The 25,052-nt window shown below is 73.4% G+C and carries 28 protein-coding genes; 15 read left to right on the top strand and 13 right to left on the bottom strand.

Annotated features, from left to right (window positions below; all coding sequences use genetic code 11):
- Positions 1-61: 61 nt before the first annotated feature.
- Together BLP29_RS16730 and BLP29_RS21325 are read right to left on the bottom strand one after the other, a co-directional pair.
- A complete protein-coding gene (locus tag BLP29_RS16730; protein ID WP_092806632.1) occupies positions 62-1,048 on the bottom strand; it encodes a GGDEF domain-containing protein in 987 nt (328 codons plus the stop codon).
- The gene (locus tag BLP29_RS21325; RefSeq protein ID WP_133379236.1) at positions 1,045-2,007 is read right to left on the bottom strand and encodes a GGDEF domain-containing protein; all 963 of its coding nucleotides are present in this window, start codon (positions 2,005-2,007) and stop codon (positions 1,045-1,047) included. Before BLP29_RS21325 ends, BLP29_RS16730 begins: the two co-directional genes overlap by 4 nt.
- A 79-nt stretch (positions 2,008-2,086) precedes the next feature.
- Here BLP29_RS21325 and BLP29_RS16720 point away from each other — a divergent pair, with 79 nt between their 5' ends.
- Positions 2,087-3,811, top strand: coding sequence for a DUF429 domain-containing protein (locus BLP29_RS16720; protein ID WP_092806978.1), 1,725 nt, complete (start codon positions 2,087-2,089; stop codon positions 3,809-3,811).
- Positions 3,812-3,841: 30 nt separating this feature from the next.
- Here the strand turns inward: BLP29_RS16720 and BLP29_RS20745 are convergent, their stop codons facing one another.
- Positions 3,842-4,717, bottom strand: a complete 876-nt coding sequence (locus BLP29_RS20745) for a hypothetical protein (RefSeq protein ID WP_133379234.1) — start codon at positions 4,715-4,717, stop codon at positions 3,842-3,844.
- A gap of 53 nt (positions 4,718-4,770) precedes the next feature.
- Entirely contained in the window at positions 4,771-5,325 is a 555-nt protein-coding gene (locus BLP29_RS16710) for a DUF6318 family protein (protein ID WP_133379232.1), read from the bottom strand.
- Between the two features lie 126 nt (positions 5,326-5,451).
- Between BLP29_RS16710 and BLP29_RS21840 the strand changes: the two genes are divergently transcribed.
- The gene (locus tag BLP29_RS21840; RefSeq protein ID WP_279385460.1) at positions 5,452-6,663 is read left to right on the top strand and encodes a helix-turn-helix transcriptional regulator; all 1,212 of its coding nucleotides are present in this window, start codon (positions 5,452-5,454) and stop codon (positions 6,661-6,663) included.
- 82 nt (positions 6,664-6,745) lie between these two features.
- On the top strand, positions 6,746-7,396 hold the full coding sequence (locus BLP29_RS16700; RefSeq protein ID WP_092806624.1) for a hypothetical protein: 651 nt from the start codon (positions 6,746-6,748) through the stop codon (positions 7,394-7,396).
- A 47-nt stretch (positions 7,397-7,443) separates the two neighbouring features.
- Here the strand turns inward: BLP29_RS16700 and BLP29_RS21090 are convergent, their stop codons facing one another.
- The gene (locus tag BLP29_RS21090; RefSeq protein ID WP_092806622.1) at positions 7,444-7,773 is read right to left on the bottom strand and encodes a hypothetical protein; all 330 of its coding nucleotides are present in this window, start codon (positions 7,771-7,773) and stop codon (positions 7,444-7,446) included.
- A gap of 58 nt (positions 7,774-7,831) precedes the next feature.
- On the opposite strand from BLP29_RS21090, the gene BLP29_RS16690 reads away from it, so the two are divergent.
- Positions 7,832-8,359 (top strand): hypothetical protein, encoded by a 528-nt coding sequence (locus BLP29_RS16690; protein ID WP_092806620.1) that lies wholly within the window; start codon positions 7,832-7,834, stop codon positions 8,357-8,359.
- A 2-nt stretch (positions 8,360-8,361) separates the two neighbouring features.
- Positions 8,362-8,871 carry an HAD domain-containing protein gene (locus tag BLP29_RS16685; protein WP_243470042.1) on the top strand — a complete coding sequence of 170 codons (510 nt, stop codon included), beginning with the start codon at positions 8,362-8,364 and terminating at the stop codon, positions 8,869-8,871.
- Here the strand turns inward: BLP29_RS16685 and BLP29_RS16680 are convergent.
- On the bottom strand, positions 8,868-10,448 hold the full coding sequence (locus BLP29_RS16680; protein ID WP_092806618.1) for a PP2C family protein-serine/threonine phosphatase: 1,581 nt from the start codon (positions 10,446-10,448) through the stop codon (positions 8,868-8,870). The genes BLP29_RS16685 and BLP29_RS16680 overlap by 4 nt on opposite strands.
- A gap of 52 nt (positions 10,449-10,500) precedes the next feature.
- Positions 10,501-10,860 (bottom strand): hypothetical protein, encoded by a 360-nt coding sequence (locus BLP29_RS21085; protein WP_092806616.1) that lies wholly within the window; start codon positions 10,858-10,860, stop codon positions 10,501-10,503.
- Positions 10,861-10,965: 105 nt separating this feature from the next.
- Here BLP29_RS21085 and BLP29_RS16670 point away from each other — a divergent pair, with 105 nt between their 5' ends.
- Positions 10,966-11,586 carry an HD domain-containing protein gene (locus BLP29_RS16670; protein WP_207798560.1) on the top strand — a complete coding sequence of 207 codons (621 nt, stop codon included), beginning with the start codon at positions 10,966-10,968 and terminating at the stop codon, positions 11,584-11,586.
- Here BLP29_RS16670 and BLP29_RS16665 read toward each other — a convergent pair.
- Positions 11,571-12,398: an aldo/keto reductase gene (locus BLP29_RS16665; protein ID WP_207798559.1), complete on the bottom strand. Its 828-nt coding sequence runs from the start codon at positions 12,396-12,398 to the stop codon at positions 11,571-11,573. The genes BLP29_RS16670 and BLP29_RS16665 overlap by 16 nt on opposite strands.
- A gap of 88 nt (positions 12,399-12,486) precedes the next feature.
- Here BLP29_RS16665 and BLP29_RS16660 point away from each other — a divergent pair, with 88 nt between their 5' ends.
- On the top strand, positions 12,487-12,930 hold the full coding sequence (locus BLP29_RS16660; protein ID WP_092806612.1) for a hypothetical protein: 444 nt from the start codon (positions 12,487-12,489) through the stop codon (positions 12,928-12,930).
- A gap of 10 nt (positions 12,931-12,940) precedes the next feature.
- On the opposite strand, the gene BLP29_RS16655 is transcribed toward BLP29_RS16660, so the two are convergent.
- Both BLP29_RS16655 and BLP29_RS16650 read right to left on the bottom strand, forming a co-directional pair.
- Entirely contained in the window at positions 12,941-14,671 is a 1,731-nt protein-coding gene (locus tag BLP29_RS16655; RefSeq protein ID WP_133379228.1) for a putative bifunctional diguanylate cyclase/phosphodiesterase, read from the bottom strand.
- 142 nt (positions 14,672-14,813) lie between these two features.
- On the bottom strand, positions 14,814-15,749 hold the full coding sequence (locus tag BLP29_RS16650) for an NAD(P)-dependent oxidoreductase (RefSeq protein ID WP_279385459.1): 936 nt from the start codon (positions 15,747-15,749) through the stop codon (positions 14,814-14,816).
- A 9-nt stretch (positions 15,750-15,758) separates the two neighbouring features.
- On the opposite strand from BLP29_RS16650, the gene BLP29_RS16645 reads away from it, so the two are divergent.
- From BLP29_RS16645 to BLP29_RS20735, 3 genes are read left to right on the top strand one after another with little or no spacing between them, the layout of a single operon-like run.
- Positions 15,759-16,205, top strand: coding sequence for a very short patch repair endonuclease (locus tag BLP29_RS16645; RefSeq protein ID WP_092806608.1), 447 nt, complete (start codon positions 15,759-15,761; stop codon positions 16,203-16,205).
- Between the two features lie 8 nt (positions 16,206-16,213).
- Positions 16,214-17,008 carry a DUF6308 family protein gene (locus tag BLP29_RS16640; protein WP_133379226.1) on the top strand — a complete coding sequence of 265 codons (795 nt, stop codon included), beginning with the start codon at positions 16,214-16,216 and terminating at the stop codon, positions 17,006-17,008.
- Positions 16,986-17,753: a DUF6308 family protein gene (locus BLP29_RS20735; protein ID WP_133379224.1), complete on the top strand. Its 768-nt coding sequence runs from the start codon at positions 16,986-16,988 to the stop codon at positions 17,751-17,753. Before BLP29_RS16640 ends, BLP29_RS20735 begins: the two co-directional genes overlap by 23 nt.
- Here BLP29_RS20735 and BLP29_RS16635 read toward each other — a convergent pair.
- Both BLP29_RS16635 and BLP29_RS16630 read right to left on the bottom strand, forming a co-directional pair.
- Positions 17,673-19,307 (bottom strand): nuclease-related domain-containing DEAD/DEAH box helicase, encoded by a 1,635-nt coding sequence (locus tag BLP29_RS16635; RefSeq protein ID WP_092806604.1) that lies wholly within the window; start codon positions 19,305-19,307, stop codon positions 17,673-17,675. The two genes, BLP29_RS20735 and BLP29_RS16635, sit on opposite strands and share 81 nt — an antisense overlap.
- A gap of 76 nt (positions 19,308-19,383) precedes the next feature.
- Entirely contained in the window at positions 19,384-20,004 is a 621-nt protein-coding gene (locus BLP29_RS16630; RefSeq protein WP_165839420.1) for a hypothetical protein, read from the bottom strand.
- A gap of 159 nt (positions 20,005-20,163) precedes the next feature.
- On the opposite strand from BLP29_RS16630, the gene BLP29_RS21080 reads away from it, so the two are divergent.
- The gene (locus BLP29_RS21080; protein WP_165839419.1) at positions 20,164-20,331 is read left to right on the top strand and encodes a hypothetical protein; all 168 of its coding nucleotides are present in this window, start codon (positions 20,164-20,166) and stop codon (positions 20,329-20,331) included.
- A gap of 42 nt (positions 20,332-20,373) precedes the next feature.
- On the opposite strand, the gene BLP29_RS16625 is transcribed toward BLP29_RS21080, so the two are convergent.
- Positions 20,374-21,099, bottom strand: coding sequence for an NUDIX hydrolase (locus BLP29_RS16625; protein ID WP_243470041.1), 726 nt, complete (start codon positions 21,097-21,099; stop codon positions 20,374-20,376).
- On the opposite strand from BLP29_RS16625, the gene BLP29_RS16620 reads away from it, so the two are divergent.
- From BLP29_RS16620 to BLP29_RS20725, 4 genes are all read left to right on the top strand, one after another.
- Positions 21,098-21,952, top strand: coding sequence for an ARPP-1 family domain-containing protein (locus BLP29_RS16620; RefSeq protein ID WP_092806602.1), 855 nt, complete (start codon positions 21,098-21,100; stop codon positions 21,950-21,952). The genes BLP29_RS16625 and BLP29_RS16620 overlap by 2 nt on opposite strands.
- Positions 21,949-23,334 (top strand): ADP-ribosylglycohydrolase family protein, encoded by a 1,386-nt coding sequence (locus tag BLP29_RS16615; RefSeq protein WP_092806600.1) that lies wholly within the window; start codon positions 21,949-21,951, stop codon positions 23,332-23,334. The genes BLP29_RS16620 and BLP29_RS16615 overlap by 4 nt, the downstream gene beginning before the upstream one ends.
- Before the next feature lie 8 nt (positions 23,335-23,342).
- Positions 23,343-23,693: a hypothetical protein gene (locus BLP29_RS20730; protein WP_133379222.1), complete on the top strand. Its 351-nt coding sequence runs from the start codon at positions 23,343-23,345 to the stop codon at positions 23,691-23,693.
- 370 nt (positions 23,694-24,063) lie between these two features.
- Positions 24,064-24,918, top strand: a complete 855-nt coding sequence (locus BLP29_RS20725) for a hypothetical protein (RefSeq protein ID WP_133379220.1) — start codon at positions 24,064-24,066, stop codon at positions 24,916-24,918.
- The last annotated feature ends 134 nt before the right edge of the window (positions 24,919-25,052 follow it).

Raw genomic sequence — 25,052 nt, 5'->3', positions numbered from 1 at the left:
CCGAGCCACCCGGAGGCCCACCGACGCCACCGGACGTCATGACGACCGGGTGAGCTGGGCCTCAGGCGACCCGTGCACCCCCGCCGTCCCGGTGGACCAGCGGGACGGCGAGCTCGGCTCGGTCCCGGCCGGCCTCCTTGGCCGCGTACAGCGCCCGGTCGGCCCGGCGCATGAGCTGGGCGCCGGTCTCGCGCGGCCCGCGCTCGGCGACCCCGCACGACATGCCGATGTCGGGGTGCCCGACGCGCAGCCGGTCGACCAGCGCCAGCGCCCGCGCGCCGTCGAACCCGGGGAGCAGCAGCGCGAACTCGTCGCCGCCGTGCCGGGCCAGCACCGCGCCGGCCGGGAGCGCCCGCCCCCACAGCGTCGCCACGCGGCGCAGGACGGCGTCGCCGGCGGCGTGCCCGCCGGTGTCGTTGACCTGCTTGAAGTCGTCGAGGTCGAGCAGCGCGGCCGACAGCACCGTGCCCGGGCGCACGAGCTCGCGCAGGGCGTCGTCGAAGCCCCGGCGGTTGGCCAGCCCGGTGAGCGGGTCGAGGCTGGCGCGGGAGGCCTCGTGCACCAGCCGGCGCGTGACGAGCGCGATGGCGGTGACGGCCACCAGCAGCGCCAGGGCGGTGGTGAGCTGGACGTCGCCGCGGGCCAGCAGCGCCGCCAGCACGAGCACCTCGGCGGTCACCAGGTGCAGCACGGCCGGCGGCCAGGCGAAGAAGAAGAACGCGTCGACGCCGACGAACGTCACCAGGGCGCCGATGACGACGGCGGTGACGTCGTCGGGCGCCAGGGCGGCGGCCAGCGCGATGCACCCGGTGGCGGCGGCGACCGGGGCGTGGAAGAACCGGCGCGGGCACCGGGCGCCCCACCGGGCGAGGCCCAGCCCGCAGACGATCGCGGTCACGCCCACGGCCACCACGGCCCAGCGACGGGGCCAGTCCGGGGCGCTGCCCAGGAGCGCGACGAGCCCGCAGGTGCCGCCCAGCGTGTAGAAGACGCCGAGAGTGCGGGCCATCACCTCCGGGGTGGCGACCTCCGGGGCGCGGCGCCTCACGCGGGGGTCCCGGTGGCCGCGGCCAGCTCGACCCGGCCGCGGCCGGCGGACTTGGCGGCGTACAGCGCGCCGTCGGCCCGGCGCATGAGCTGGGCGACGGTGTCGCCGGGCTGGTGCTGGGCCACGCCGCACGAGAGGCCGATGCCGGCCAGGGCGTCGCAGACCCGCCAGACGTCGACGACGGCCTGGTCGCCGTCGCGTCCGGGCAGCAGGAGCACGAACTCGTCGCCGCCCTGCCGGGCCAGCACGGCTCCCGGTGGCAGCACGCGGGCAGGCAGCCGGGCGACCCGCAGCAGCACCCGGTCACCGGCCTCGTGGCCGGCGGTGTCGTTGACCTCCTTGAAGTGGTCCAGGTCCAGCAGCGCGACCGAGAACGTGCCGCCGGCGGCGACCAGCGCCTGCAAGCGGTCGTCGGAGCTGCGCCGGTTGGGCAACCCGGTGAGCGGGTCGCGGTGCGCGCCGAGGGCGCGCTCGGCCAGCTGCGAGGTCACCAGCCCCAGCGCCAGCAGGACGGCGTCGATCGCCAGCACGTAGCCGACGTGGACGTCGCCGCGCAGCAGCAGGGTGCCGTTGGACAGCAGCACGAGCGCGGGCATGTGCCGGCGCACCCAGGCCGCGGGGAAGAAGTAGCTGACCTCGACGACGACCAGGCTGAGCAGCGCCGTGATGGCCAGCGCCGCCTGCGGTTCCTGCGGCACGAGCTGGGCCAGCCCGATGCCGACCCCGCCGGTGTGCACGAGCCCGCCGAGCACGCGGCGCGGCAACGAGGCCCCGCGGACGACGAGCAGCACCGCGCTGGCCCCGGCGACGACCAGCAGGACGACGACGGCGACCGCCCGCGGCCCGTACAGGTCCTGGCCCAGCGCGACGAGGCCACCGGCGAGCGTCACGGCAGCGCAGAGCACGGCCATGGTCTCCGCCATGACCGCCGAGCTGCGCCGCGCCGTCGCCGTCCTCACGCGGGCCCATCGACACGGAGGGCCGACGCCTTGACCGGCGGGTCATCCCCTCGGGTGGGTCATGCGGCAGGGTGGGCGCGTGCACCACATCGGGATCGACCTGGCCTGGGGACTCAAGAACCCGACGGGGCTCGCGGTGCTCGACGACGGCGGCCGGCTGGTGCACGTCAGCGCGGTGCGCACGGACGACGAGATCGCGGCAGCGCTCGAGCCGTGGACGTCGGGGCCGTGCATCGTGGCGATCGACGCCCCGCTGCTGGTGACCAACGAGACCGGCAACCGGCGGGCCGAGCGCGAGCTGAACGCCGACTTCGCGAAGTTCCAGGCCGGAGCGCACCCCACGAACCAGGGCAAGCCCGAGTTCAGCGACGGCGACACCCGCGGCGGGCGGCTGGTGCGCCGGCTGGGTCTGGACCCCGATCCGCGGTCGGGCCGCGCGCGCCGGGCAATCGAGGTGTACCCGCACGCGGCGACCGTCGCGCTGTTCCGGCTGGGCCGGACGCTGAAGTACAAGAACAAGCCCGGGCGCACCGTCGACGGCCTGCGCGCCGAGCTGCTGGTGCTGATGGGCCACCTCGAGGCCGTGCCCGAGCTGCACCTGGGCGCCGAGTGGGTGGTGCTGCGCACGGCGGTGGAGACCGCCCGGCGCAAGAGCGCGCTGCGCGTGGTCGAGGACCAGGTCGACGCGGTGGTGTGCGCCTACGTGGGGTGGGTCGCCGTCCGGCGTCCCGACGACGTGACCACCTACGGCTCGGCGACCGAGGGCGCGATCGTGACGCCGACGCTGCCGCCGGACCTCGTGCCCGGGCCGGCGCCGGTCGCCGTCGACCCGGCCCTGCGGGCGATCCAGGAGTACGCCGACGGGTTCGCCGCGACCGCGGAGGCGGCCGAGCAGGCACTGGCGCTGGTCACCGGCCTGCTCGACGAGGCCGGCATCAACTACCTGTCGATCGCCGGGCGGGCCAAGACGGTGGCCTCCTACGCCGAGAAGGCGATGCGCGAGGTCGACGGCGTGCGGCTGTACGCCGACCCGGCGCGCGACATCGGCGACACCGTGGGCGTGCGGGTGATCCTCTACGTGCAGAGCGACGTCGTGGCCGTCGCCGAGCTGCTGGGCGACCAGGTGGTCGTGCACGACGACCGTGACCTGGGCTCGCAGACCGCCCGCGAGGGGCGCTTCGGCTACTCCAGCCGGCACCTGCAGATCGGGCTGGACGCCGCCCGCGCGGGCGAGTGGCCGGCGCTGGTCGACCGGCGGGTGCAGGTGCAGGTGCGCACCGTGCTGCAGCACGCGTGGGCCGAGTTCGAGCACGACATCCGCTACAAGGGCACGGTGCCCGCCGAGCACGCCTCGGAGTTCGACCGCCGCTTCACCCTCGCCGCCGGGCTGCTGGAGCTGGCCGACCAGGAGTTCACCGCGATCCGCGAACGGCTGCGCTCACCCGAGCCGGCCGACTCGGCGGACGAGGACCCCGACGACCCGCGCATCGCCCCCCGCGAGCTGGCCGCGTTCCTGGCCGGGCAGTACGCCGACGCCGGCTGGTCGCGCCCGGACCACTACGACTGGATCTCCGGGCTGCTGCTCGAGCTGGGCGTGACGTCGCTGGTGGAGCTGGGCGAGGTGCTGCGCTCGGCCGACGACGCCGCGATCGCCGAGCGCATGGGCTACCGCTACCCGCCCGGTGCGGTGCGCCGCCTGGACGACGCCCTGCTGGCCGGCTTCGGCCGCCGCTACGTCGACCTGCACGGCAACGCCGACCGCCGCGACGCCCTGGCCGCCCGCTGGGAGAAGCTCCGCAGCTGAGGGACCTCCGCGCCGCCCCTCGCCCCGGGCTCAGTCGTACGGGTTCGTCAGGACGGCGCGGGCCTCCACCGCGGTCAGCTGCACCGCGGGGCCGTCGGTGGTCGTGGTGCCGGCGACCTCCACCGCAGCGCTGCCGTTGACCGTGAAGGTCCCACCCCAGGTCACCGTCACGAAGGTCGTGTAGCTGCCCGAGGTGTAGTCGTAGGTGACCGTCTGGTTCGGGTACGGCGCACCGGGGCCGTCGGACGTCACCACCGCTCCCCCGTCACCGGTGTGCCAGGTGAACTCCCGCGCCTCGGCGGTGATCACCACCGCGAACCCACGGATGTCCACGGTGAACACCTGCTCGGTCGGGGCGTCGGTGAAGAAGATCGTGGGCAGGCCCACCAGCACGGTTCCGCCCGGCGGCTGCACCGACGTCGCCAACTGCGGCAACGGCAACGCCTGGAAGTACGCGAACACCTCCGCCGGCGACGGTGCCGGATTCAGTTCAGTGACGTCGACACAACCCTGTCGGTAGGTCAGGTAGCCCCCGCGGGCGGCCCCTACGGCGAAGCCGGCAGCCAGGCTTGCGTCGTTGGCGGGGTCACCCGGTGCCAGTTCTGGCGGAACGACGAGGGCCTGGCGCTGCATCACGTAGTACTGGACGACGCGACCCTCTACCGGCGCACAGAACAGGCCTTGCTCGCATCCACCGATGGTTTCATCTGCGACCACGCAGGGCGGGAGCAGCCTGTATCGGTACGACGGGTACGGATCGATTGCAATACGAGAGGCGACCGCGACACCACCGGGCCCATCGATTACAGAAGCCACATCGAATGTGCCCGACCCTGCAGCAACACCGGGCTCCGAGGGGCATTCTGCGTCCAGGCCTCCGCAGGCACTGGCAGCGCCGAACGGCATGAGGAAGCAAACAGCTATTGCCACCAATACGACAAGGGGCACAGTGCGGACTCTCACGCCGCGTCCAGATCGAGCTGGTTCATCACCCACACGGACCGGTCACGATCCCAACTCAGCACGGCGCCGCCGGACAAACGTCGATCGAGCGTGCTGCGGTCGGCGATCACCTGCCCGTCAGCTCCAGTCAGGGTCAAGGCCTTCTGCTCGAGTAGCAGGCCGACACCGGTTCGACCCAGCGAATCCAGCTCGGGCGGCAGGGTGGTGACGGCGACTTCACCACCGCTGTACCTGTTGCCGGCCTCGCGATTGATGTCGATCCCCTCGGCTGTCGAGGTGCACTGCTGGCACTCGACGCTGAGGGCCCTCAGCCAGGTCGTATCGAGTGTGTCGAATGCCCACGCGGTGAGATTCATGTAGTACGAGGCCATGGCCACGGCGCCGGCTTCGGTCTGTTCGCGGGCCTCGGCGGGGACCGGGAAGTCAGCCGGGCCCAGCGGCTCCAGGGTCGGCTCGGCGGAGGTGCTGGCCGCGGTAGGCAGCGTGTCGCTCGGCGTCCCGGGGTCCGAGCAGCCGGTCAGCCCCAGCCCGACAGCCGCGACGACCGCCACCCACCCGCTCCGACGCACCGCACACTCCCGTGATCAACCGACCGGTTCGCGGGAGTCTATGCAGGTCAGGCCAGGTCCGGAACTCGGGTGTGGACAGCGCAACACCCGTCGGAGCAGGCTGCTCACGTGTCCGAGGTCCGGTCCGGCATGGTGCGTCCCGCGCTGCTGGCCGCCGGCGTCGTCCCGGCGCTCGCCCTCCTGGTGCTCCGCGGAACCGGCGACCGGAGCTTCGCCACCGACCCCGTCGGGGCTCTCGCGCTGACCGCCGGGGCACTGGCCACCGCCTTCGCAGCCACCCGTCTCGAACCGCGTGCCCGCGCCACCGCCCGCTGGCTGGCCGCCTCGTTGCTGGCCTACCTCCTCGCCGCGGCCTGGGCGGTGAGCACCGGGGACCCCGTCGCCGTGGCGGTCTGGAACTCGGCGTGGATCCCACCGCTGGCGCTGGCCCAGCTCACCGCAGCGGCCGCCGTCCGGCACACCGGGTCCCGTGCATGGGATGCCCGGCTCGTCGCCGCCGTCCTCACCGCTGCCACCGTCGGCAGCCTGGTGCTGACCACCGCCACCGACCCCTTCGCCGGCGTGCCGACCATCGCCCCCGAGGCCTGGCGCACCGCGCTGGCCCCGGTCGGCGCGGTGCTGACGCTCGCCGCCGCCGCTGCCCTCCTGCTGCTCCCCGTGCGCCTGACCCGGGCGGCGCTCACCTCCGAGGGGCCGGCGCGCGCCGGGCTCGCGGTCGCCGCAGCCGGCACCCTCACCGCACCGCTGGTGGTCGTGTTCTGCCTGCTGCTCGCCGTCGCCCGCGATCCGGGCGCGGTGGCGCCCGAGCTCGGGTCCGTGGCCTTCCTCGTCGCACTGGCCGGCGGCTCGGCGTGCGCGGCGGGCTGCGCAGCGCTCGCGACGCGTGACCCGGGCGGGTCGCTGGCAGGCGTCGTCCGGGCCACCACGACCACGGCCGCCGTCCTCGTCGTCCTCGGCGTCGGCACCGTCCTGGCGGCGCGGCTCGGACCGGTGTCGACGGTCCTGGTGGTCGCCGGGCTCGCGGTGGCCGGTCTCGGCGCCGCCTGGGTGGGCGGGAGCCGGCTGGCCGATGCCCTCGCACCGGCGACGCCACCGGAGCCGACCGGCCGGGTGCCCGGGCTGACGCCGCGGGAGAACGAGGTGCTCGGTCTGCTCGCCACCGGGGCGAGCAACGCGGGGATCGCGGCCCGGCTCGTGATCTCCGAACGGACCGTCGATGCCCACCTGCGGTCGGTGTTCACCAAGCTCGACCTGCGGGCCGACGGCGGCACGAACCGCCGGGTGCAGGCGGCCCGCATCTGGTTGCAGCACAGCCCCTGACCAGCAATTAGGTGGTGAGGCCGATGCGCCGAGGGGACTCTGCGCGCCACGGTGACCTCCTCCCACCGACCTGGAGGTCACCGTGCTGCTGTCCGAGCCCGCCGTCCGTCCCACCACCGGACGCGGCCCCGTCGTCCTGTTCGCCCTGCTCGTCCTCGCCTGCCTCGGGCGCCTGGCGTTCACGATCTGGGAAGGCCCGTTCGACGGGTCGATCAGCGTCGCCGACGCCGCACGCCCCGGGCTGTGGCCGATGAACCTCTACCTCGGCGCCCCGAGCTACATCGTGTCGTTCGTGGCGGTGGCCGTGTTCCTCGTCGTCCTCGGCCGGGCGTCGGTGCTCTCCGTCGTCGCCGGGGCGCTGGTCGGCCTGGGCGGCATCGTCTTCGGCCTGGTCATCAACGCCGAGGTGCTGCCGTTCGTTTACGCGGTCGACCCCGCCGTGCTGCCGGCCGCCGACGGCGCCGAGCTCGTCGCGGCGCTCGACGACCGACTCGATCTGCTGCTGCCCACGATCCTCGGGTCGTCGGCGGTCATCGCCCTCGGCGCCGTGCTCGGCCTGGTGGCGACCGCGCTCGCCCGCACCGCGCCGCGCTGGTTCGCCCCGGCCGCGCTGGCCGGGGTCGTGGTGGCGCAGCTGTTGCCCCAGGTCGGCCTCGTGGCCGTCGGCTACGTGCTGGACCTGGCGGTCATCGTGGGCATCGGCTGGTTCGGCATGCGGGTGGCGCGGACCTGACCCAGGGCACCCGGGCCGACGACCGGCCCTGGCGGGCCCAGCCGGGGTCAGTCGCCCCCGCCACCACCACCACCGCCGCCGTCTCCCCCGCCTCCGCCGCCGTCCGAACCGCCCGAGGACCCGCTGTCGGAGGCGCCCCCGTCGTGCGCGTGCCCGCCGTGGGAGTGCCCGCCGTCCGAACTGCCGTGGTCGTGGTGACCGCGGTGGCCGCCGCCCCCGGACCAGCCGGCGTCGCCGGCGACGTAGGTCCCGCCGTCGGAGGACGACCGCCGACCGGCGGGGCCTCGCACCCCGGGTGCGGACCGGCTGCGCTGGTACGCCCGGACCACGACCACCAGCACCACCACGACGACGGCGACTGCGATGAGCTTGCCCATGCCGCACACCTTGGCGGGCGCGAGCCGGGTGCGCCAGAGCGCGGCTAGGGTCGTCGGTGTGCGCCCGCCCCTGACCGAGGACGACCTCGACGCCACCGAGGGCCACCGCACACCCGCGGCCCACCGCGAGCTGGCGCAGACGCTGCTGGGCTGGGCCGAGGAGGTGCACCCCGACGACGAGGTCTCGACCGCCGCGCTGCTGGCCCAGGCCGGCTGGCAGCTCGACCTCGCCGGGGACACCGACGGCGCGCTCGACGTCTTCCGCCGCTCGCAGGGCGCCCGGGGCACCGTCGAGCCCGACGTCCGCTGCTCGATGGCCGCCGTGCTGCTGGCCTCCGGCCGCACCGAGGAGGCCCGGGCCGTGGCCGAGAAGTTCCGCCGCTCCCGGCCGGCCCCGGCGGAGTGCGCGGCGATGGCCGAGGTCTTCGAGACCGCCGGCGACCTCGACCAGGCCGCCCGCTGGACGGCGATCGGCCTCACCCGCCTCGAGCTCACCGTCGACGACGAGCTCGACAACTGGGAGGCCGAGTACCTGCTGCGCGCCCGCGCCCGCATCCGGGCCGCCCAGGGCCTCCCGCTGGACTGACCGTGCGCACCCCGCTGCTGCTCCTGGACGTCGACGGCGTGCTCAACGCCGTCGGCAGCACCGCCACCGACCGCGAGACCGCCGTCTTCGCCGGGTACACCCTGTCCTGGGACCCCACGGTCACGCGCCGGCTGGCCGGGTGGCACGAGCAGGGCCGTGTCGAGGTGCAGTGGCTGACCACGTGGGCCGGCAACGCCGACGCACTGCTCGCCGAACCGATGGGTCTCCCCCGCGGGCTGCGGGTGCACGAGCGCTCCGACGGCACCGGACCCTCGGGGTTCACCGGCTCGCTGGCCGGGGCCAGCCGCTGGTGGAAGCTCGACGCCGCCCGCGCGGTCGTCGACGAGGACCCGGGCCGCCGCACCGTCTGGATCGACGACGACCTCGCCCTGCGCGCCGACGACGTCCAGGAGTGGCTGGCCGCGCACCCGCACGTGCTGCCCGTGGCCCCCGACCTGGCCACGGGTCTCACCCACGAGCACCTGGACGAGATCGAGCACTGGCTCGACTAGCGGGCCAGGCTGCCGGGCAGGTCCTCGACGGCCGCCCGCGCCTCGGGGACGACGCCCGACCGCAGCACGCACACCACGGTGTGGTCGTCGCGGCGCGAGCGGTTGCCGCCGAACCGCATGCTGGTGGCGGCCACGGCGTCGACCACCCGCTGCGGGTCGTCCGTACCGATCTCCTGCACCGCCCGGCGGATGCCCTCGGTGCCGAACTCGACACCGGCGGGGTCCCGCGCCTCGGTGACGCCGTCGGTGTGCACGAGCAGGACGTCGCCGGCGTCGAGGCCGGTGGTCGTGGTGCGCCAACGCCGTCCGGTGAACACCGAGGACAGCAGCGGGCCGGTGGGCGCCAGCTCGGTCCACCCGCCACCGGCGTCCACGAGCTGACCCGCCGGGTGCCCGGCGTTGGCGTGGCGCACGACGCCGTCGGCGACGTCGAGGACGGCCACGAACGCGGTGGCGAACTGCCCGGCGGGGGCGTCGGCGAGGTCGCTGCACACCGCGCCCAACGCCTCCCCCGGGTCCAGGCCGGCGCGCAGCGCGGTGAGCAGGCTGTGCTTGAGGCGCAGGGCGAACACCGCGCTGGCCGGACCGTGGCCCGCGACGTCGCCGACGACGACGCCCAGCCGGTTCGGCGTGAGCGCGACGGTGTCGAACCAGTCCCCGGCCAGCACGCCCTCGGCCGGGTCCAACCGCCCGGCCACCGTCGTCCCCACGACCTGACCGCCCACGGGTTCGAGGGCTGCGCGCAGGGCGGAGACGGCGGGCCCGGTCTGGGCGAGGGCGTCCAGGGCCCGCTGGGTGCCGTGCAGGTCGGCGGCCAGCCGGTCGCGCATGGCGGTGACGTCGCCGGCCAGGCTGCGCATCTCGGGGGCACCGGTGACCGGCAGGACGGCAGCCAGGTCCCCCGCGGCGACGGCGCGGGTGGCGGCGGCCAGCCGACCCAGCGGCCGGACGACGGCCCGCCACAGCACGAGCGACCCGGCGACGAGGACGACGAGCAGCGTGGAGAGGGTGCCGCCCAGCAGCCACGTCATGCGCCCCTGGAGCGTGGCCAATCGGTCGGCGGCGCGGTCCCCGGCGGCGGTGACCCAGTCGGCGGCGGTGCGTTCGGCATCGCGGATCGCGTCGAAGTAGACCTTGCCCTGCTGGGTCTGCTCGACCGTGCTGGCCGCCTCGGTGCCGGCCTGCCCGACCAGGGCGATCTGGGCCCGGGCGTGGTCGACCCAGGTGTCGTGCGCGGCCTCCAGCTCCTCGACCAGGTCGACCGGCCCCCCGGCCTGCTCCCACGCCGAACGGAGGTCGGTGGTGAGCAGCGGCGTGATCTCGGCGGCGCGCTCGTAGGGGGCGAGGAAGTCGGGGTCGGCGGTGAGCAGGTAGCCGCGCAGGCCGGTCTCCTCGTCGACGTAGCCGGTGAGCAGCTGCGCCTCGATGCGGGCGACCTGGGCGAGGTCGTCGCGGTGCTGCTGGGTGCGCTGCACCTGGGTCTCGGTGGACCACAGGGCGGCCCCGGCGGCCACCGCGAGACCGACGAGGACGACGGTCAAGGCGAGCACCCAGCGCGCCAGGCCGTGCTGCCGCACCGGACCTCCCTCGCCGACCTGCGCCCCCGCGCCGTCCAGCGAGGCTAGCGGGTCAGCCCCAGCTGCCGGCGCGGGCCGCTGCGGTGTTCGGGTTCTCGAGCGGGCGGTTCCACCACCGGCCCGGGACGGCGGGGACGCGCACCGGGGCGGCGCGGTCGCCGTCGGGGTCGTCCTGGGCGGCGGCCTCGCGGGCCTCCCACGCATCCCAGGCGTCGTCCTCGCCGTCGTCCTCACCGGGGTCGGCGCGCCGGACGGCGCCGGACGCGGCCTGCACAAACAGGGTGGCCAGGCCGGCCAGCAGCCAGACCAGCGCCGGCCCGGACAGCGCGGGCACGAACGAGCCGACCAGCAGGGGTGCCACGACGCCCCACAGCAGGGTGCGCGTCGAGACGGGGGCGGCGGTTCGGTCCACGGGGTGCTCCAGGTGAGGCGGGCGGGTCCCCACGGCATCGGGGTGGCGTCACCTGCGGTTGAGCAGCTCCCCCTCGATGGGGGGAGCCCCACTAGCGTCGGGGCGGTGAGCACCCTCGACGACTGGCAGCGCCTGGGCTCCGGGCCGCTGGGCCCCCGCTACGACCGCGCTCTGGCGATGGCCGCCGAGCACCACCGCGCCCAGCTGCGCAAGGGCTCGCGGGTGCCCTACCTGTCGCACCTGCTGTCGGTCAGCGCGCTGGTGCTCGAGCAGGGCGGCAGCGAGGACCAGGCGATCGCCGGCCTGCTGCACGACGCCGTCGAGGACGCCCCCGAGGGGCGGGGCCCCGCCGTCCTGGCCGACATCGAGGCGCAGTTCGGGCCGGCGGTGGTCGCGATGGTCGCCGCGTGCAGCGACAACCCGAACGACGGTTCCGGGGAGCTGCCGTGGCGGCAGCGCAAGGAGGCCTACGTCGCGACGCTGGCCACCAAGCGCGAGGACGCCCTGCTGGTCACCGCCTGCGACAAGGTGCACAACGGCTCGCGCATCGCCGCCGACGCGGCGACCTACGGGCCCGAGTTCTTCACCCGGTTCGCCGGGGGCCGCGACGGGCTGCGCTGGTACTACGCAGCCTGCCGCGACGCGATCGCCGCCCGCATGCCGGGCGCCCCGGTCGTGCGCCAGCTCGACCGGGTCGTCGAGGACCTGGGTCAGAACTCCTCGTAGCGGGTGGGGTCCTGGTCGTAGGTGCGGCCGTCGGGGCGGCCCAGCGCGGTGATGCGGGCGACCTCGTCGTCGGTGAGCACCAGCTCGGCCGCGGCGAGGTTCTCGGCCTGGCGCTGCGGGGACGCCGCCTTGGGCAGCGGCAGTGCGCCGAGGGCGATCGACCAGGCCAGTACCACCTGCGCGGTGGTGGCGTCGTGGGCGGCCGCGACCTCGGTGAGCACGGGGTGCTCGAGCAGGTCGTTGCCCCGGCCCAGCGGCGTCCAGGCCTCGGTGATGATGCCGTGCTCGGCGCCGTAGGCCAGCAACTCGGCCTGCGGGAAGTAGGGGTGCAGCTCGATCTGGTTGACCTGCGGCAGCTCGCCGGTCTCGGCCCTCAACCGGTCGAGGTGCTCGGGCTCGAAGTTGCAGACGCCGATGGCCTTGACCAGGCCGCGGTCGCGGGCCTCGATGAGCGCGCCCCACGCCTCGACGTACTTGTCGACGCCGGGGTTGGGCCAGTGGATGAGGTACAGGTCGAGGACGTCGAGGCCGGTGCGCAGCAGGCTCTCCTCGATCGTGGCGATCGCCTCGTCGTGGGCGTGGTGCCGGCCGGGCAGCTTCGAGGTGATGATCAGCTCGTCGCGGCGGCCCGAGTCGCGCACGGCCTTGCCCACCGCGCCCTCGTTCTCGTAGTTGAACGCGGAGTCCAGCAGGGTCCAGCCGCCGTCGATGGCCGTGCGGATCGCCTCGACCCCGGGGTTGCCGTTGAGCCGGTAGGTGCCGAAGCCGAGCGCGGGCAGGGTGAGCCCGCCGTGGGCGGTGAAGGTCTGCATGCGGGCCAGTCAACCCGCGGGGTACGACATCCGCAGAGCCTGTGGACAAGATCATCGCGGTCAGCGGATCTGCGGCACCCTGCCCGCCATGACCGCGATCCCGCACCCCACCGTCCCCGTCGCCGACGACGCCGCACTCGCCGAGCAGTGGGTCGGACTGCTCGCCGACGAGGCCCCTCCCGCGCAGCGCAGCCTGGTCGTGCGGTGGCTGCGCCCCGACGGCAGCTCGGCGCCGGTGCTCGTGCCGGTCGACGGCGTGCCGTCGGAGCCCGACCGGGCACTGCTGGGGCACCTGGTCGACCTGCACGCCACCGTGGCCGACGAGGAGCACGTGCCCCGCACCGACCTGCACCTCGCGCTCTACCTGCAGCGGCCGGGAGCCGCGGGCCCGCTGCCGGAGGACCACGCCTGGGCCGCGGCGGCCGGTGCCGTGCTGCGCGTGCGCGAGCGGGTCGACTGCAGCCTGCACGTGGGCGACGGGCGCACCGCCGTCCCGCTGCTGCCGAGGTCGTCGTGGCCGGCCCACCCGTGAGCCGGTCGGGTCAGATGGGCCGGGCGACGCCGGGGCGGTCGAGGGCGGCGACGAGGTCGGGCAGGGTCGAGGGGCGCCCGGGCAGCCAGCCCTGGGCGTAGGTGCACCCGACCCGGCGCACCAGCTCGAGCTGCTCCTCGGTCTCCACGCCCTCGGCGACGACGTCCAGCCCGAGGGCCGCGGCCAGGCCCGCGACGCTGCGCAGCATCTGCGCCCGGCGCGGTGAGGTGGTGATGCTGGCGGTGAACGCGGCGTCGACCTTGAGGATGTCGGCGGGCAGGGTGTCCAGCCGTGCCAGCGACGAGTAGCCGGTGCCGAAGTCGTCGATGGAGACCAGCACGCCCATCGCGCGGAGGGCGTGCAGCGACGCGACGGAGGTGAACGAGTCGGCGTCCAGCACCGTCTCGGTGACCTCGATGACGGTCTCGGAGGCCGGCCACCCGGTCTCGGTGAGCACCGCGCAGACCCGCTCGGGGTAGCCGGGGTCGGCGAGCTCGAGGCCGGAGACGTTGATGCCCAGGCGCAGTCGCCGTCCGGTCGTGGCGTGCAGCTCGGCGAGCTGGCTGCAGGCCGACCGGAGCACCGTCTCCCCCAGCCGGCCGACCAGCCCGTGCTCCTCGGCGACGGCGACGAGGTCCTGGGCGGGCACCGGACCGTGGCCGGGGCGGTCCCAGCGCACGAGCACCTCGGCGCCGACCACGGTGTCGCCGTCGTCGGAGAGCTGCAGGATGGGCTGGAAGTGGGTGCGCAGGTCGCCGGCGTCCAGGGCGGCGGCCAGGTCGCGCACCAGGTCGGGGGTCTCGTCGCCGTCCAGGGTGCAGCGGTCGCGGCCGGCGCTCTTCGCGGCGAACAGGGCCTGCTCGGCCCGCCGGACCACCTGCGCGACGCTGTCGCCGAGGACGTACTCGGCCACGCCGCCGGACAGCGGTGGCCCGGCGCGGCCGGTGCGCACGGACTCGACCAGCGCCCACGCCTGCTGGCCGGTGGCCCCGGGCAGCAGGACGGCGAACTCGTCCCCGCCGTACCGGGCGAGCACCGCGCGCGGCGGCAGGCCGCGCCGCCAGGTGTCGGCGACCTGGCGCAGCACCCGGTCACCTGCCTCGGCGCCCAGCGTCTCGTTCAGCTGGTCGAAGTGGTCGAGGTCGAGCAGGGCCACCGAGAGCCGTCCGCCCGTAGCGGGCAGGCAGGCGACCTCCTCGTGCAGGACGCGGTCGAACCCGCGCCGGTTGAGCAGGTCGGTGAGGGGGTCGCGCTCGGCGGCCGAGGCCCGGGCGACGAGCGTGCTGGTGACCACGCCGAGGGCGATGAGGATGGCGTCGAGCCCGAGCACGGTGGCCAGCGGGACGCCGTCCCGGGCGACCAGGACGGCGGTGATCCCGGACAGGGCGAGCAGGGCGTGCCCGGTGGCCTGCAGCCGGTCGACGAAGAGGAAGGCGTCCAGGACGAGGAAGGACATCAGCGAGGCGGCGACCATGGCGCTCACCGGGTCGGGGGCGATCAGCACGGCGCAGCTGATCAGGCAGGTCGCGGCGATCAGGGGTGCGTGGACCGCCTCGCGGCGCCAGTGGTTGCCCCACCGGCGGATGATGCCCGCGCCGACCAGCGCGGTGAGCGACAGGACGAGCAGCGCCTGCGTGCGGGGGTTCTCCAGCCTGCTGCCGGCGACGACGCAGAGGCCGGCCAGCCCACCGACGAGGTAGGACGTCGACATCGTCGCCGCGACGGCGCGCGGGGTCGCCACCTCGGGGGCTCGTCGTCTGTCCACTCGTCCAGTATTAGTGGCAACTGCCGTTCCGCTACGTGAACCGTGCCGTGCGGGTGGGTGATCTGCGTCCGGTTCCGTCACGGGGTGTTGCCCGCGGCCCCCGCCGGGGACGACGCGCTCAGCGCTGGAAGGCGTGCCAGACAGCGGCGACGTCCTCGTCGCCGTGGCCACCGTCGGCCGCGGCGGCGTAGAGCCCGGCCAGGGCATCGAGCAGGGCGGTGTCGACGCCGGGGGTCTGCGCGGCGAGCCGGACGTCCTTCAGCAGGCCGGTGACCTCGAAGGACGGCGTGAAGTCGCGGGCGAGCACGGCCTTGCCCTTCATCTGGAGGTAGGGCGTGTCGACCGCGCTGCCCTCGATCGCGGTGAGCAGCTGCGCGGGGTCGACACCGAGCCGTTCGGCGATGGTCAGCGACTGCCCGATGCCGGCGGTGACGGTGGCGATCCACGCGTTGGCGGCGATCTTCAGCGCGGAGGCCTGCGGGGGTGCACCGACCCGGACCTGCTTGACGCTGATCGCGTCCAGGATGGGCTGCACCTCGTCGACGTCGGCGTCGTCACCGGCGAGCAGCGCGGTGAGCTTGCCCTGCTCGGCGGGGGCCTTGGTGCCGAGCACGGGGGCGTCGAGGAACCGGACGCCGGCCTCTCGGGCCCGGGCGGCGAACTCCTCGGCGGCACCCGGTCCGGTGGTGGAGCTCTGCAGCCAGATCGCGCCGGGACGCATGGCCGGCAGGACGTCGTCGGCCACGGCCCGCACCGAGTCGGCGTCGAAGAGCATGGTGAGGACGGCGTCCGCGCCCTCGACCGCCTCGGCCGCGCTGCCTGCTGCCCGGTCCCCGAACTTCTCCGCCTTCTCGGGGCTGCGGTTCCACACCCGGACGTCGAGCCCGGCGTCCACCAACCGCTGGGCCATCGCGGCACCCATCGTGCCGAGCCCGAGCACCGCCACCGACTGCACTGCCACTGTCTTCTCCTCTGGTCTGCGGATCCTCCAGCGCTGTGACCGTTCTGCGGGTTGTCCACACGTGCGGTCAGGACTGTCACAGATGGCTGCCACGGTGCGCCCATGCCGACGCCGCCACCGCACCCCGGGTCGTCGTCGGCCGTCGTGTCAGCCCGGATGCAGCGGACCCGCAAGCGGGACAACGGGCCGGAGATGGCGGTGCGCCAGCGGTTGCACGCGGAGGGGCTGCGCTACCGGGTGGCCTATCGGGTGCCGGGGCAGCGGCGGCGGTCGATCGACATTGCCTTCACCCGGGTGCGGCTGGCGGTGTTCATCGATGGCTGCTTCTGGCACGCCTGTCCCGAGCACCTCCACTTCCCGCGGGCCAACGCGGCGTGGTGGGTGACGAAGCTGGAGACCAACCAACTGCGCGACCTGTCGGTGACCGCGCAGCTGAAGGGCCTGGGCTGGACCGTGCTCCGCTTCTGGGAGCACGAGGATCCGAACGCCGTCGTTGCCGCGATCGCCGATGCCGTCGAGCGAATGCACTGTCGGAGGGGCCCGGTATGACAGGGCTCGTGGACGACCTACTGCTCGCGACGTGCGGCCCCGACCCGGTTCCGTTCGCCGATGCCGTCGCTGCCGTGCGGGGATATGCCGTGGCCCAGCGTTGGCTTTTCGCGCGGACGCCGAGCCGCCCAGCGGGCCACTGGGTGCGGGTACCGGCCTACCGATTCAGAGTGTTCGATGCCCAACCGGCTGACGACGACGATGAGTCGTTGGCGCTGAGCGTCGGCGCCGCCGAGGGGCTGCACGGAGTTGCCCGGGACCCCGATGTGCGGTTTGGGTTCTTCAGGGAGGCCGACAACCTGAGACCGCTGATTGCGCGTGCCGAGACGGATGCCGCTGGTCGCCCGTTCTGGGAGCTGCCGCCCCGCCGTGCGACCGAAGGGTCCGTGGTGGCGGCGCTCGAGGCGGCCCGCGCGCTGTCGCAACCGGATCACGGCAGTGCTGTCCTGCACCACCGCCGTCCGAGATTGTTCCCGTTGCTTTCTAGGACCACCGCACGCCTCATCGGCACGCTGGCGTCCGCTCATGAAGCGACGGTCTGGGCGTTGATCCACGAGGACCTCGCGCGTAATGCGACCGCATTCGAACTGCTGGAAACCGCTGCCGTTGCGGCGACCGGCCAGTCGATGACGCGCCTACGGCTGCACGACATGCTCACGTGGTTGGTGGTTACCCGCCGGTGGGCCGATGCCATCCGTGAGGGCCATTGGTCTGACCAAGCTGGTCCGGCGCATGTCCGACCGGCGGCCCACGGAGACCGGTCGACAGTAGGGTCCGGCCATGACAGCCCGGACAGCGACTGAATTGCGGGTCGGCGACAAGACTGTTGATCTCGCGAAGGCCGAGGTTTGGGTCAGCAAGTACACAGACGCTGAGGCCAACCGTCGGGCCAAAGCGGCGTACGCATTCCCGGCTTACGACAAGTACATGGCCGATGCCGACCCCGACCATCTCGTGGATGCAGATCTACTCGCACCGGCGCTGCTGAACGTCGGTCTGTCGATCCGCTCCTTCTACGGCCTTCAGAACATAACTGACCAACTCGAGGAACACCTCCGGGCCATCCCTGTCGACCTATGCCTGCAGAATGCTGGCCCCGACACCATTCGCGAGCTCGTCGGCCCGCTGTACGTACTGCTGGACTCTCCGCGTGACCGTCCCTGGGGCGTGCGGGAAACGACGCTGTCGAAGGTGCTTCACCGAAAACGGCCGCACTTCCTCGTACTGCACGACAAGCAGGTGCAGAACTGCTACCGCGGGATGCTCCACATTCCGACCAAGGGCCGATCTTCGGCGGACTACATGATCGAGCTGTCGTCGGCCGTAGCCCGAGACCTGCGCGACCAGAGCAGTGCATGGGACCGTCTGGAGCTGGCAGTCGGCGAGGAAGGACCGATTAGTCGAGTGCGCCTAATCGACATCATTGCCTGGCGAGTTGGCGGCAGGTCAGCAGACGGGTTGGTCCGGTCACCCTCGTTGCAGGCGACAGGCAACGGCATCGCCACCGACCCGCTGGATGAGGTCGAGGTCGCCGCAGACGACCAGTAGGTCCCGCGCCCGGGACAGCCCGACGTAGAGCATCTCCCGCGCTCGCGCTTCGTCGCGGAACCCGTTGATCGCGAGAACCACGGCCGGCCGCTCCAGGCCCTTGAACCCGAGGACGTGCCCGTAGAAGAGGTCCTCGTCGTCCCAGTAGGAGGACCAGTAGGCGTCCTGCCCCTCGGCCTGCCGCTCGATCTGCACCGGGTGTCTGCGGTAGGTGGTGAGCAGCGCGACCGACTGGGTGGGCCAGCCGGCGTCGAGCAGACCGTCGGCGACGTCATCCGCGGCGTCGAGCGCGTCGTCCGTCGCGCAGGGCACGAACCGCACGGGCACGCCCTCGCCACCGAGGAGCTGCATCTGCGCGGTGGTCAGGCTGGAGAACGTGCCGCCGATCTGCTTGGTGTTGCGCAGGTTCTGCTTCAGGTCGTAGCTCTCCAACGGCACGGGCGACCGCCCCTGGCGCGTGAACACCCGTTGCCCCTCGTCGGAGAAGACGTAGAGGCAGCCCTTCTCCGGGTCGCGCAGCGCGGCGAGCACGGCCGGCCACCACGACTGGTCGAAGTCCTGCGCCTCGTCGATGACCACGGCGTCGAACAGCTCGGCGGGCGGGAGCTGCGAGGCGCGGGCGACCATCTGCTGGGGGAGCTCGCGTTCCCAGTACGAGCTGTCGTCGTCCGCCCCGCGTTCGACGCCCCAGGCGATGCCGAGCTCGTGGAACTCCCCCACGTACGCGGGGCGGTGGCGGTCCTTCAGCGACGCGACGCGCCGGCGGAGGAACTCGGCGAGCCCGCGCGAGTAGCAGAGCAGGGCGACCCGGTAGCCGGCCGCGGTCAGTCGACGAGCCTTCTCGACGGCGAGCCAGGTCTTGCCGGACCCGGCACCCCCGCGGATCTCGACCCGGTCGTGGGACTCGAGGAAGTCCAGCAGCCGAGCTTGCTCGCGGGTGAGCAGCTCGACGGCGGCCTCCCGCTCGCCCAGCTGCGCGACGAGGTCGGCCTGCGGGATGAGCGTGCCCACCAGGCAGTCGACCAGCAGCTCGACCTCGTCGGCGGTGGGTGCCTCCGGTTGGCGCTCGGCCTGCCGCAGCGCCGACGCGATGCGGGCGGCGGCCTCCGGGATCTCGGTCTTGTCGATCACCGCCCACCGCGGTGCGTCCGGGGCGGTGAAGTCGCTGGGCAGCGTGGTGGTCGGCAGCGCCACCATGTGCACCAGCCGCGGGTTGCCCCGCGACCAGCGCGGCGCGCGGTACAGGTAGTCGCGCAGGGCGTACTTGCACTTCAGCGCCTGCTCGACCGGGTGGATTGGCTTGCTGGCGCCACCGGTCTGCCACCACTGGCCGTCGCGCAGCGAGACGCTGCCGCCCTTGACCTCGAGGACGGCGACACCGCGCCCGGGCCAGGCCACGATGACGTCGGCCTCCCGGTCGGCGGTCCGGTCGGTGAACCGCTGGTTGCAGATCATCACGGCGTCGTCGGGCAGCTGCTCGCGCAGCGCCGTGGCGAACAGCGCCTCGGCACTCGACTCGAAGCCCGGGTCCGCAGGGACCATCCGCGCCGTCATGCCCGCTCCCCCGCCACCATCGGAACTGTTCCGGACAGCATCGCAGTCGCACCCACGACCACGACGGCGGCGGTCACTACTCGCGCCGGTCGGTCTCGGCGCACGACGCACATGTACCGCGGTACCCGGCGAAGTCCTCGGGCGCGAACGGTCGACGACACCGCCCGCACCACCGGAAGCTCCGCCGTCGCGCCCGGGCGATGTCGTCGGCGGTCCGGGCCAGCAGAGCGGGCGAGCAGAGGACGTCGTCACGCGTGAACGACCGCCCGGTCTCCCAGGCCGCGAAGGGGTCGTCGACCGCCCCGACCGGAGCCAGCGTCAGCATGCCCGGCACGACGCCGACGGCCACCTGGGGCGGCTCGCCACTGGCGAACCAGACGACGTCGGCCAGGTCGGACCCGAGCCGACGCCAGCCCGTGCCGACGGCGTGGGCGAGCTCGCGGTGGCGCACCCCGAGCAGGTCGGCGAGCTGCTGCTCGTCGGTGGTGGGGTCGCCGGCGGCGCCCCACTCGTGGGAACACCCGCGGCAGTGGAAGGCGCCGCGCTCGTCGAGCACCACGCACCCGGCGAGCACGACGAGCCCGCGTTCCGCGGCCGCGGCGAGGGCGGCGTCCGGCATCCCCAGCACGACGGGGACGGCGTCCTCCACCCCGCACTGCGGGCAGACCTGCCCGCGCACCACCCCGACCTCGTCCACGCACACCCCCGCTGTGGCCACCCCGCGATGGCCGGAGGGGCACCGTCGCACGGGGGTCCGACAATCCTCGGAACGCTGGTGGGCGGCTACGGTGCGGCGATGGAGAGGCGACGGCTACCCCGCCCTCCGTGGCGGGTGTAGTCACGGACAGGAGCTGTCATGGCTCACTCCCCGCACCGCCAGTGGAAGGGCTGCCGCGTCTGTCGGCCCTGGAAGGACCGTCGTCTCGGCCGCGCCCGTCGCGAGCCGTTCCGCGACCTGCGCACGATCGGCAAGGTCCGTCGCGTCCGGCGCGGCGACCTCGGCGACCGGGACGAGCGCGACTGAGCGCGTCCGGGTGGTGGGCGAGCGCACCGCCCACCACCCGGGTCAGCTGCGTCGGTACAGCTGGGCCGGCTTCCCGACCGTGCCTTCCCGCACCCCGGGCACCTCGACCAGGAACGGCAGCACCGAGCGCCGGAACGTGTCCGCCGAGTGCGGCAACCCGCCCAGCACGGCCGCGTGCACCACGCGCAGCTCGCGCAGGGTGAACGGCTCGGCCACGAGCCCGGCCGGGTCGGGCCGATCCCGGTAGCCGGCCCGGACGTGCTCGGCGGCAAGCTCGACGATCGCGTCGTGGTCGAACGCCAGACCCCGTGCCTCGGCGCACGGCCGCACCGCGACGTCGTCCGGACGGCGCTCCAGCACCGGCGCCAGCTCGGCCCACGGCACGACGTCGACGTGCGCGACGCTGAGCACCCACCCGCGGTCGTCGCGCTCCGGCGCGTCGAGCACCTGCAGCTGAGCCGGCGACCGCCCGCGCAGCCCGACCTTGTCGACCAGGCTGCGCTGCACCGCCTCGGCCAACCGCTCGCGGGCATGAACGAACGTGCCGGGCAGCGCCCACGCCCCCTCCCCGCGGACCAGCACCACCTCGAGCGCCCCGGACGTCGGCCCGACGGTGAGGACGGCGGTGTCCACCGCGACCGACGGCTGCTCGTAGTCGCTGAGGGCCTTGCCCGACGAGTCCCGGTACACGCCCTTGACATTAACGCAGAACCCGTCTATGTTTTGATCAGCGCAGATGTGCGCTAATCCGAACGGGGTGGTCGTCATGGTTCGTCTCCGCATCCACGTCGGGCAGGGCACGCACCGCGGCCCGCTCACGGTCTTCCCCGTGTGGACCGACGCCCCCACCCTCTCCGGGTTGCTCACCGGCGCCTCGGCCGCGGTCGACGTCGCCGAGCGGGCCGGGTCCCCCGCCGTCGACCAGCTCGTCGTCACCAACCGGGCCGACCGTCCGGCGCTCCTGCTGGCCGGCGAACTGCTCGAGGGCGGCTGGCAGAACCGCACGCTGACCGCCACCACCGTCCTGGAACCCGCCGTCCCCACGGTGCTGCCCGTGCTCTGCGTCGAGCAGGGCCGCTGGGGCGGCGACCAGCAGCACCGCCGGCGGGCCCGGCGCGCGCCCGTCGCCCTGCGCCCGCACCTCGAGCGGGCCGACGCGCAGCACGAGGTGTGGCGGCGGGTGTCCGGGTACGGAGCGGTCGCCGGCCCCTCCCCCACCGACTCCCTGGTCGACCGGCTCGACCGGTCCCGCCGGCACGGCCTCGTCGACGGTCTCGCTCCCCTGGCCGGGCAGAGCGGCGTGCTGATCGGCATCGCCGGACGCCCGATGGCGCTCGAGCTGTTCGGCTCCCGCCGTGCGCTCGCGGCGCACTGGACGGCGCTGCTCGAGGCCGCCGTCCTCGACGCGCTGGGCCGGCCGTCGATCCGCACCTCGGCAGCACTTGCCCGCGGCTTCGCCGAGCGCGTGCAGTCCACCGACCTGGTGCCGATCCGCGCAGCCGGGGCGGGACGACGCCTCAGCGGTGGCGGACGCATCCGGGTGGACGACGTCCGCTGGCGCGACCGCACCGCCCACCTGACCGCCATCGACCTCACCCACCCCGTCCTGGAGGCGTCATGACCATGCCCCGCTCCCACCGTGTCGCCGGCGCGGTCATCGGCTCCGCCGTCGGCGACGCCCTCGGCGCACCCTTCGAGTTCGGCCCCGCCGGGCAGTTCAGCGCCCGGTTCCCGACCGACGCCCGCGGCGCCGCCACCGAGATGTGCGGCGGCGGCGCGCTGCGGTGGGCGCCCGGTGAGTTCACCGACGACACCCAGATGGCGCTGCTGCTGGCACAGTCGCTCGTCGAGCGCGGCGGGCTGGACGAGGCCGACGTGTTCGACCGGTTCCGCCGCTGGGCCGACGCGAACCCGCCGGACATCGGCAACCAGACCCGCGCCGTCCTCGGCTCCGGCCTGCCGTGGGACCGCGCCGCGGCCGAGCACTTCGCCCGCTCCGGGCACGCAGCCGGCAACGGCTCGCTGATGCGGACGACACCCGCCGCCGTCTTCTTCGCCCCTCAGGGCCGGGAGGGGACGATGGACGCCGCGCGCCGCATCTCGGCACTGACCCACGGCGACCCGTCCGCCGGTGAGGGCTGCGCGGTCTTCCACGAGCTCGTCCGCGTCGCCCTGGACGGCGGCGACCCCCTCGCCGCGGTCGACGACGCGCTCGCCGCCGTCCCGACCGAGCACCGCGGGCGCTGGGCGACGGTGCTCGCACCGGAATGGACGCCGGCCGACGCGACCGAGTCCAACGGCGCCGTGTGGCCGACGCTGGGCCAGGCGGTCTGGGCGCTGCGCGGGGCGACCTCGTTCGCCGAGGTCATGCGGCGGGTCATCGACCTGGGCGGGGACACCGACACGGTGGCCGCCGTCGCCGGCGGGCTGGCCGGCGCCGTGTTCGGCATCGCGGGCATCCCGATGCGGTGGACGTCGGTCGTGCACGGCCGCGTGCCCGGGGACGGCGACCGGCGCTGGGACCTGGCCGACCTGCACGCGCTCGCGGCGGCGCTGACCGGGTCACGGTTCGCCCGGCACCGCCCTCCGTCCACCCCGGGGCTCGAGCCGCGGGAGGTCGCCGACGGGGTGTGGGCCAGCGACCTGGACGGCGCCCGGCACAGCTCGCGCGACTTCGCCGTCATCTCGCTGTGCCGCGTCGGCGAGCCGTTCGGCCACCCGGTGCAGCGGTTCGCCTACCTGACCGACGACGACGCCAACAGCGAGCTGGACGCCGTCCTGGCCGATGTCCTCGACGACATAGAGGCGCTGCGGGCCGAGGGCCGACCGGTGCTGGTGCACTGCCACGCCGGCCAGTCGCGGACCGGACTCGTGCTGCGGGCGTGGCTGCGACGCAGCCAGGGCTTGACCGCGCAGCAGGCAACGGACACGGTCGCAGGCAGGTGGCCGCACCTGAGCCGGTGGAACGACAGCTTCACCGCCGCGCTCGAGCGCGTGCACTGACACAGCGCATGGACAAGGTCGATCGCGCCACCGGACGTGGGCTCGACGAAGGACGCCCGAGCCGAGGAGTTGTTGCTGGGGCGCACGGTGCCCGCGACGAGCATGGCGCGGAACTGGAGAAGTGCGACGGCCGACGGAGATCCGGTCGACCGGCCGCCACGCTGGGCCTGCTGCACAATTGGGTAGCCGAGGGGTACGAGCAGACCATGGCCGAGCTCGTCGCGGCGACCAACGTCAGCAGAACCCTGGCCCGATCGCGAATTCCGGTCATTGAGCGAAATTGCGAGGCGATCCGCGCGATCTGCAGGGACGGTGGCGAAGTACGCCCTGCTGAGGTAATGCATCCCGGCGAGGCTTGACCACTCACTCGGGCACCACTATCACGCTGCGCAACCGAGAGCACCCGATACCAATGGCCACGCTGCGAATCGTTGGACTCGTTCAGCTGCCGCGGCGTCGTCCCCGCAGCCCGGTCCTGCCGGCCAGCGCACGCAGCACGGCATCGGCGAGCCGCTCACTCTCGTACAGAATGGTGTCGGGTCAGCTAAATGAACGTCACGACATGCTGTATCAGCCCAGGCGGGGCACTGACGGCTGCCGGTCAGTGACAGGTTGGCGTGCCACCCGCCCATCTGGGGAACGGCTCCCTCAGGTAATTTTGCGGAACTGGCTGCGCCGGGCGAGCGCGTCGGCGGCAGGCAAACATGCCGCTGGTGTAATGATGGAAGCGTGGCAGGAAAACCTCGCATCATTCACGGCGACGATCTTCTCTACCGGTTCTTTCGAGATTCGCTCGAAGGCGAGGGGCGTAAGGACTTTGGACTCGCTCAACAGCTACTTGCGCGAATGGCCGTCTGGCTTCCGATGGAGATCTATGCCGAGTGGCCCATCTTGCTTCCGTGGGTCGTCCGGGATCCGTCCTGCCGGGGAAACCGGAGGAGCGGACTCCCGGACTCATGGGCCAGCCCAGATGCCGACGGATACCTGCGCGACGACAATTCGCTGATAAAGAGCTTGCCTCGCGCCTTGTCCATCCATGGCCCCCGCTCTTCCGGGCTGCGCAGCGCCCGACTAGGTACCGATTTCGTCGCCGCTCACGTTTGGCGGAGATTGCCACATACCGAGGTGCTCGCAAGTCGGTTGCCGGAGCTCAACTCTTTCACTCCTAACCTGGCTTGGCTGCCTCGCCAAATCGCCAAACTAACCGATCGCGAAGGTAGCCACGTCCAGCGAACCTTCCAGGCGATGTCTTGGGCGATCTACAGAAGTGCGCCGGTCAATGCGAGGTTGCAGTGCCGGGTCGAGAAGAGCTGGTCTTCACTGCCAGAGCCCTCGATCTCTATCCAGCCGATCGATCCCGATCAACTCAACTGGTTTGTTCCGACTAAGTCTTTCTTCGACATGCGCGAGCGACGCCTGCGGGCCGTAATCCATGCACTTGAACGACTCGCGGCAGGCGAGGAGTTGCAGGGCAAAGTCATAACAACCAGGTACACTACTGGATTGCCGCTCGTAAGCCAGGCGGCAAGGGCGCATCTCCTTGACCACCTGACACCCTTTCTGACTACTGGCGCGGCCAGCTGAGGGCTTAGCGAATGCCGTCCCTCACACCCCCCATACGCTCCAGCCAGTGGCCTCGACCGCAAATGTAGGGTCCGGCTTGGACTGGCCGGCGACCGGGCGGTCCAACACCTTTCCGCCACCGCGACGCAGTCCGA

The sequence above is a fragment of the Klenkia marina genome, assembly GCF_900101025.1.
Classification (GTDB): Bacteria; Actinomycetota; Actinomycetes; order Mycobacteriales; family Geodermatophilaceae; genus Klenkia; species Klenkia marina.
The sequence above is the reverse complement of the archived record's forward strand: the minus strand, read 5'-3'. Positions and strand labels throughout refer to the sequence as shown.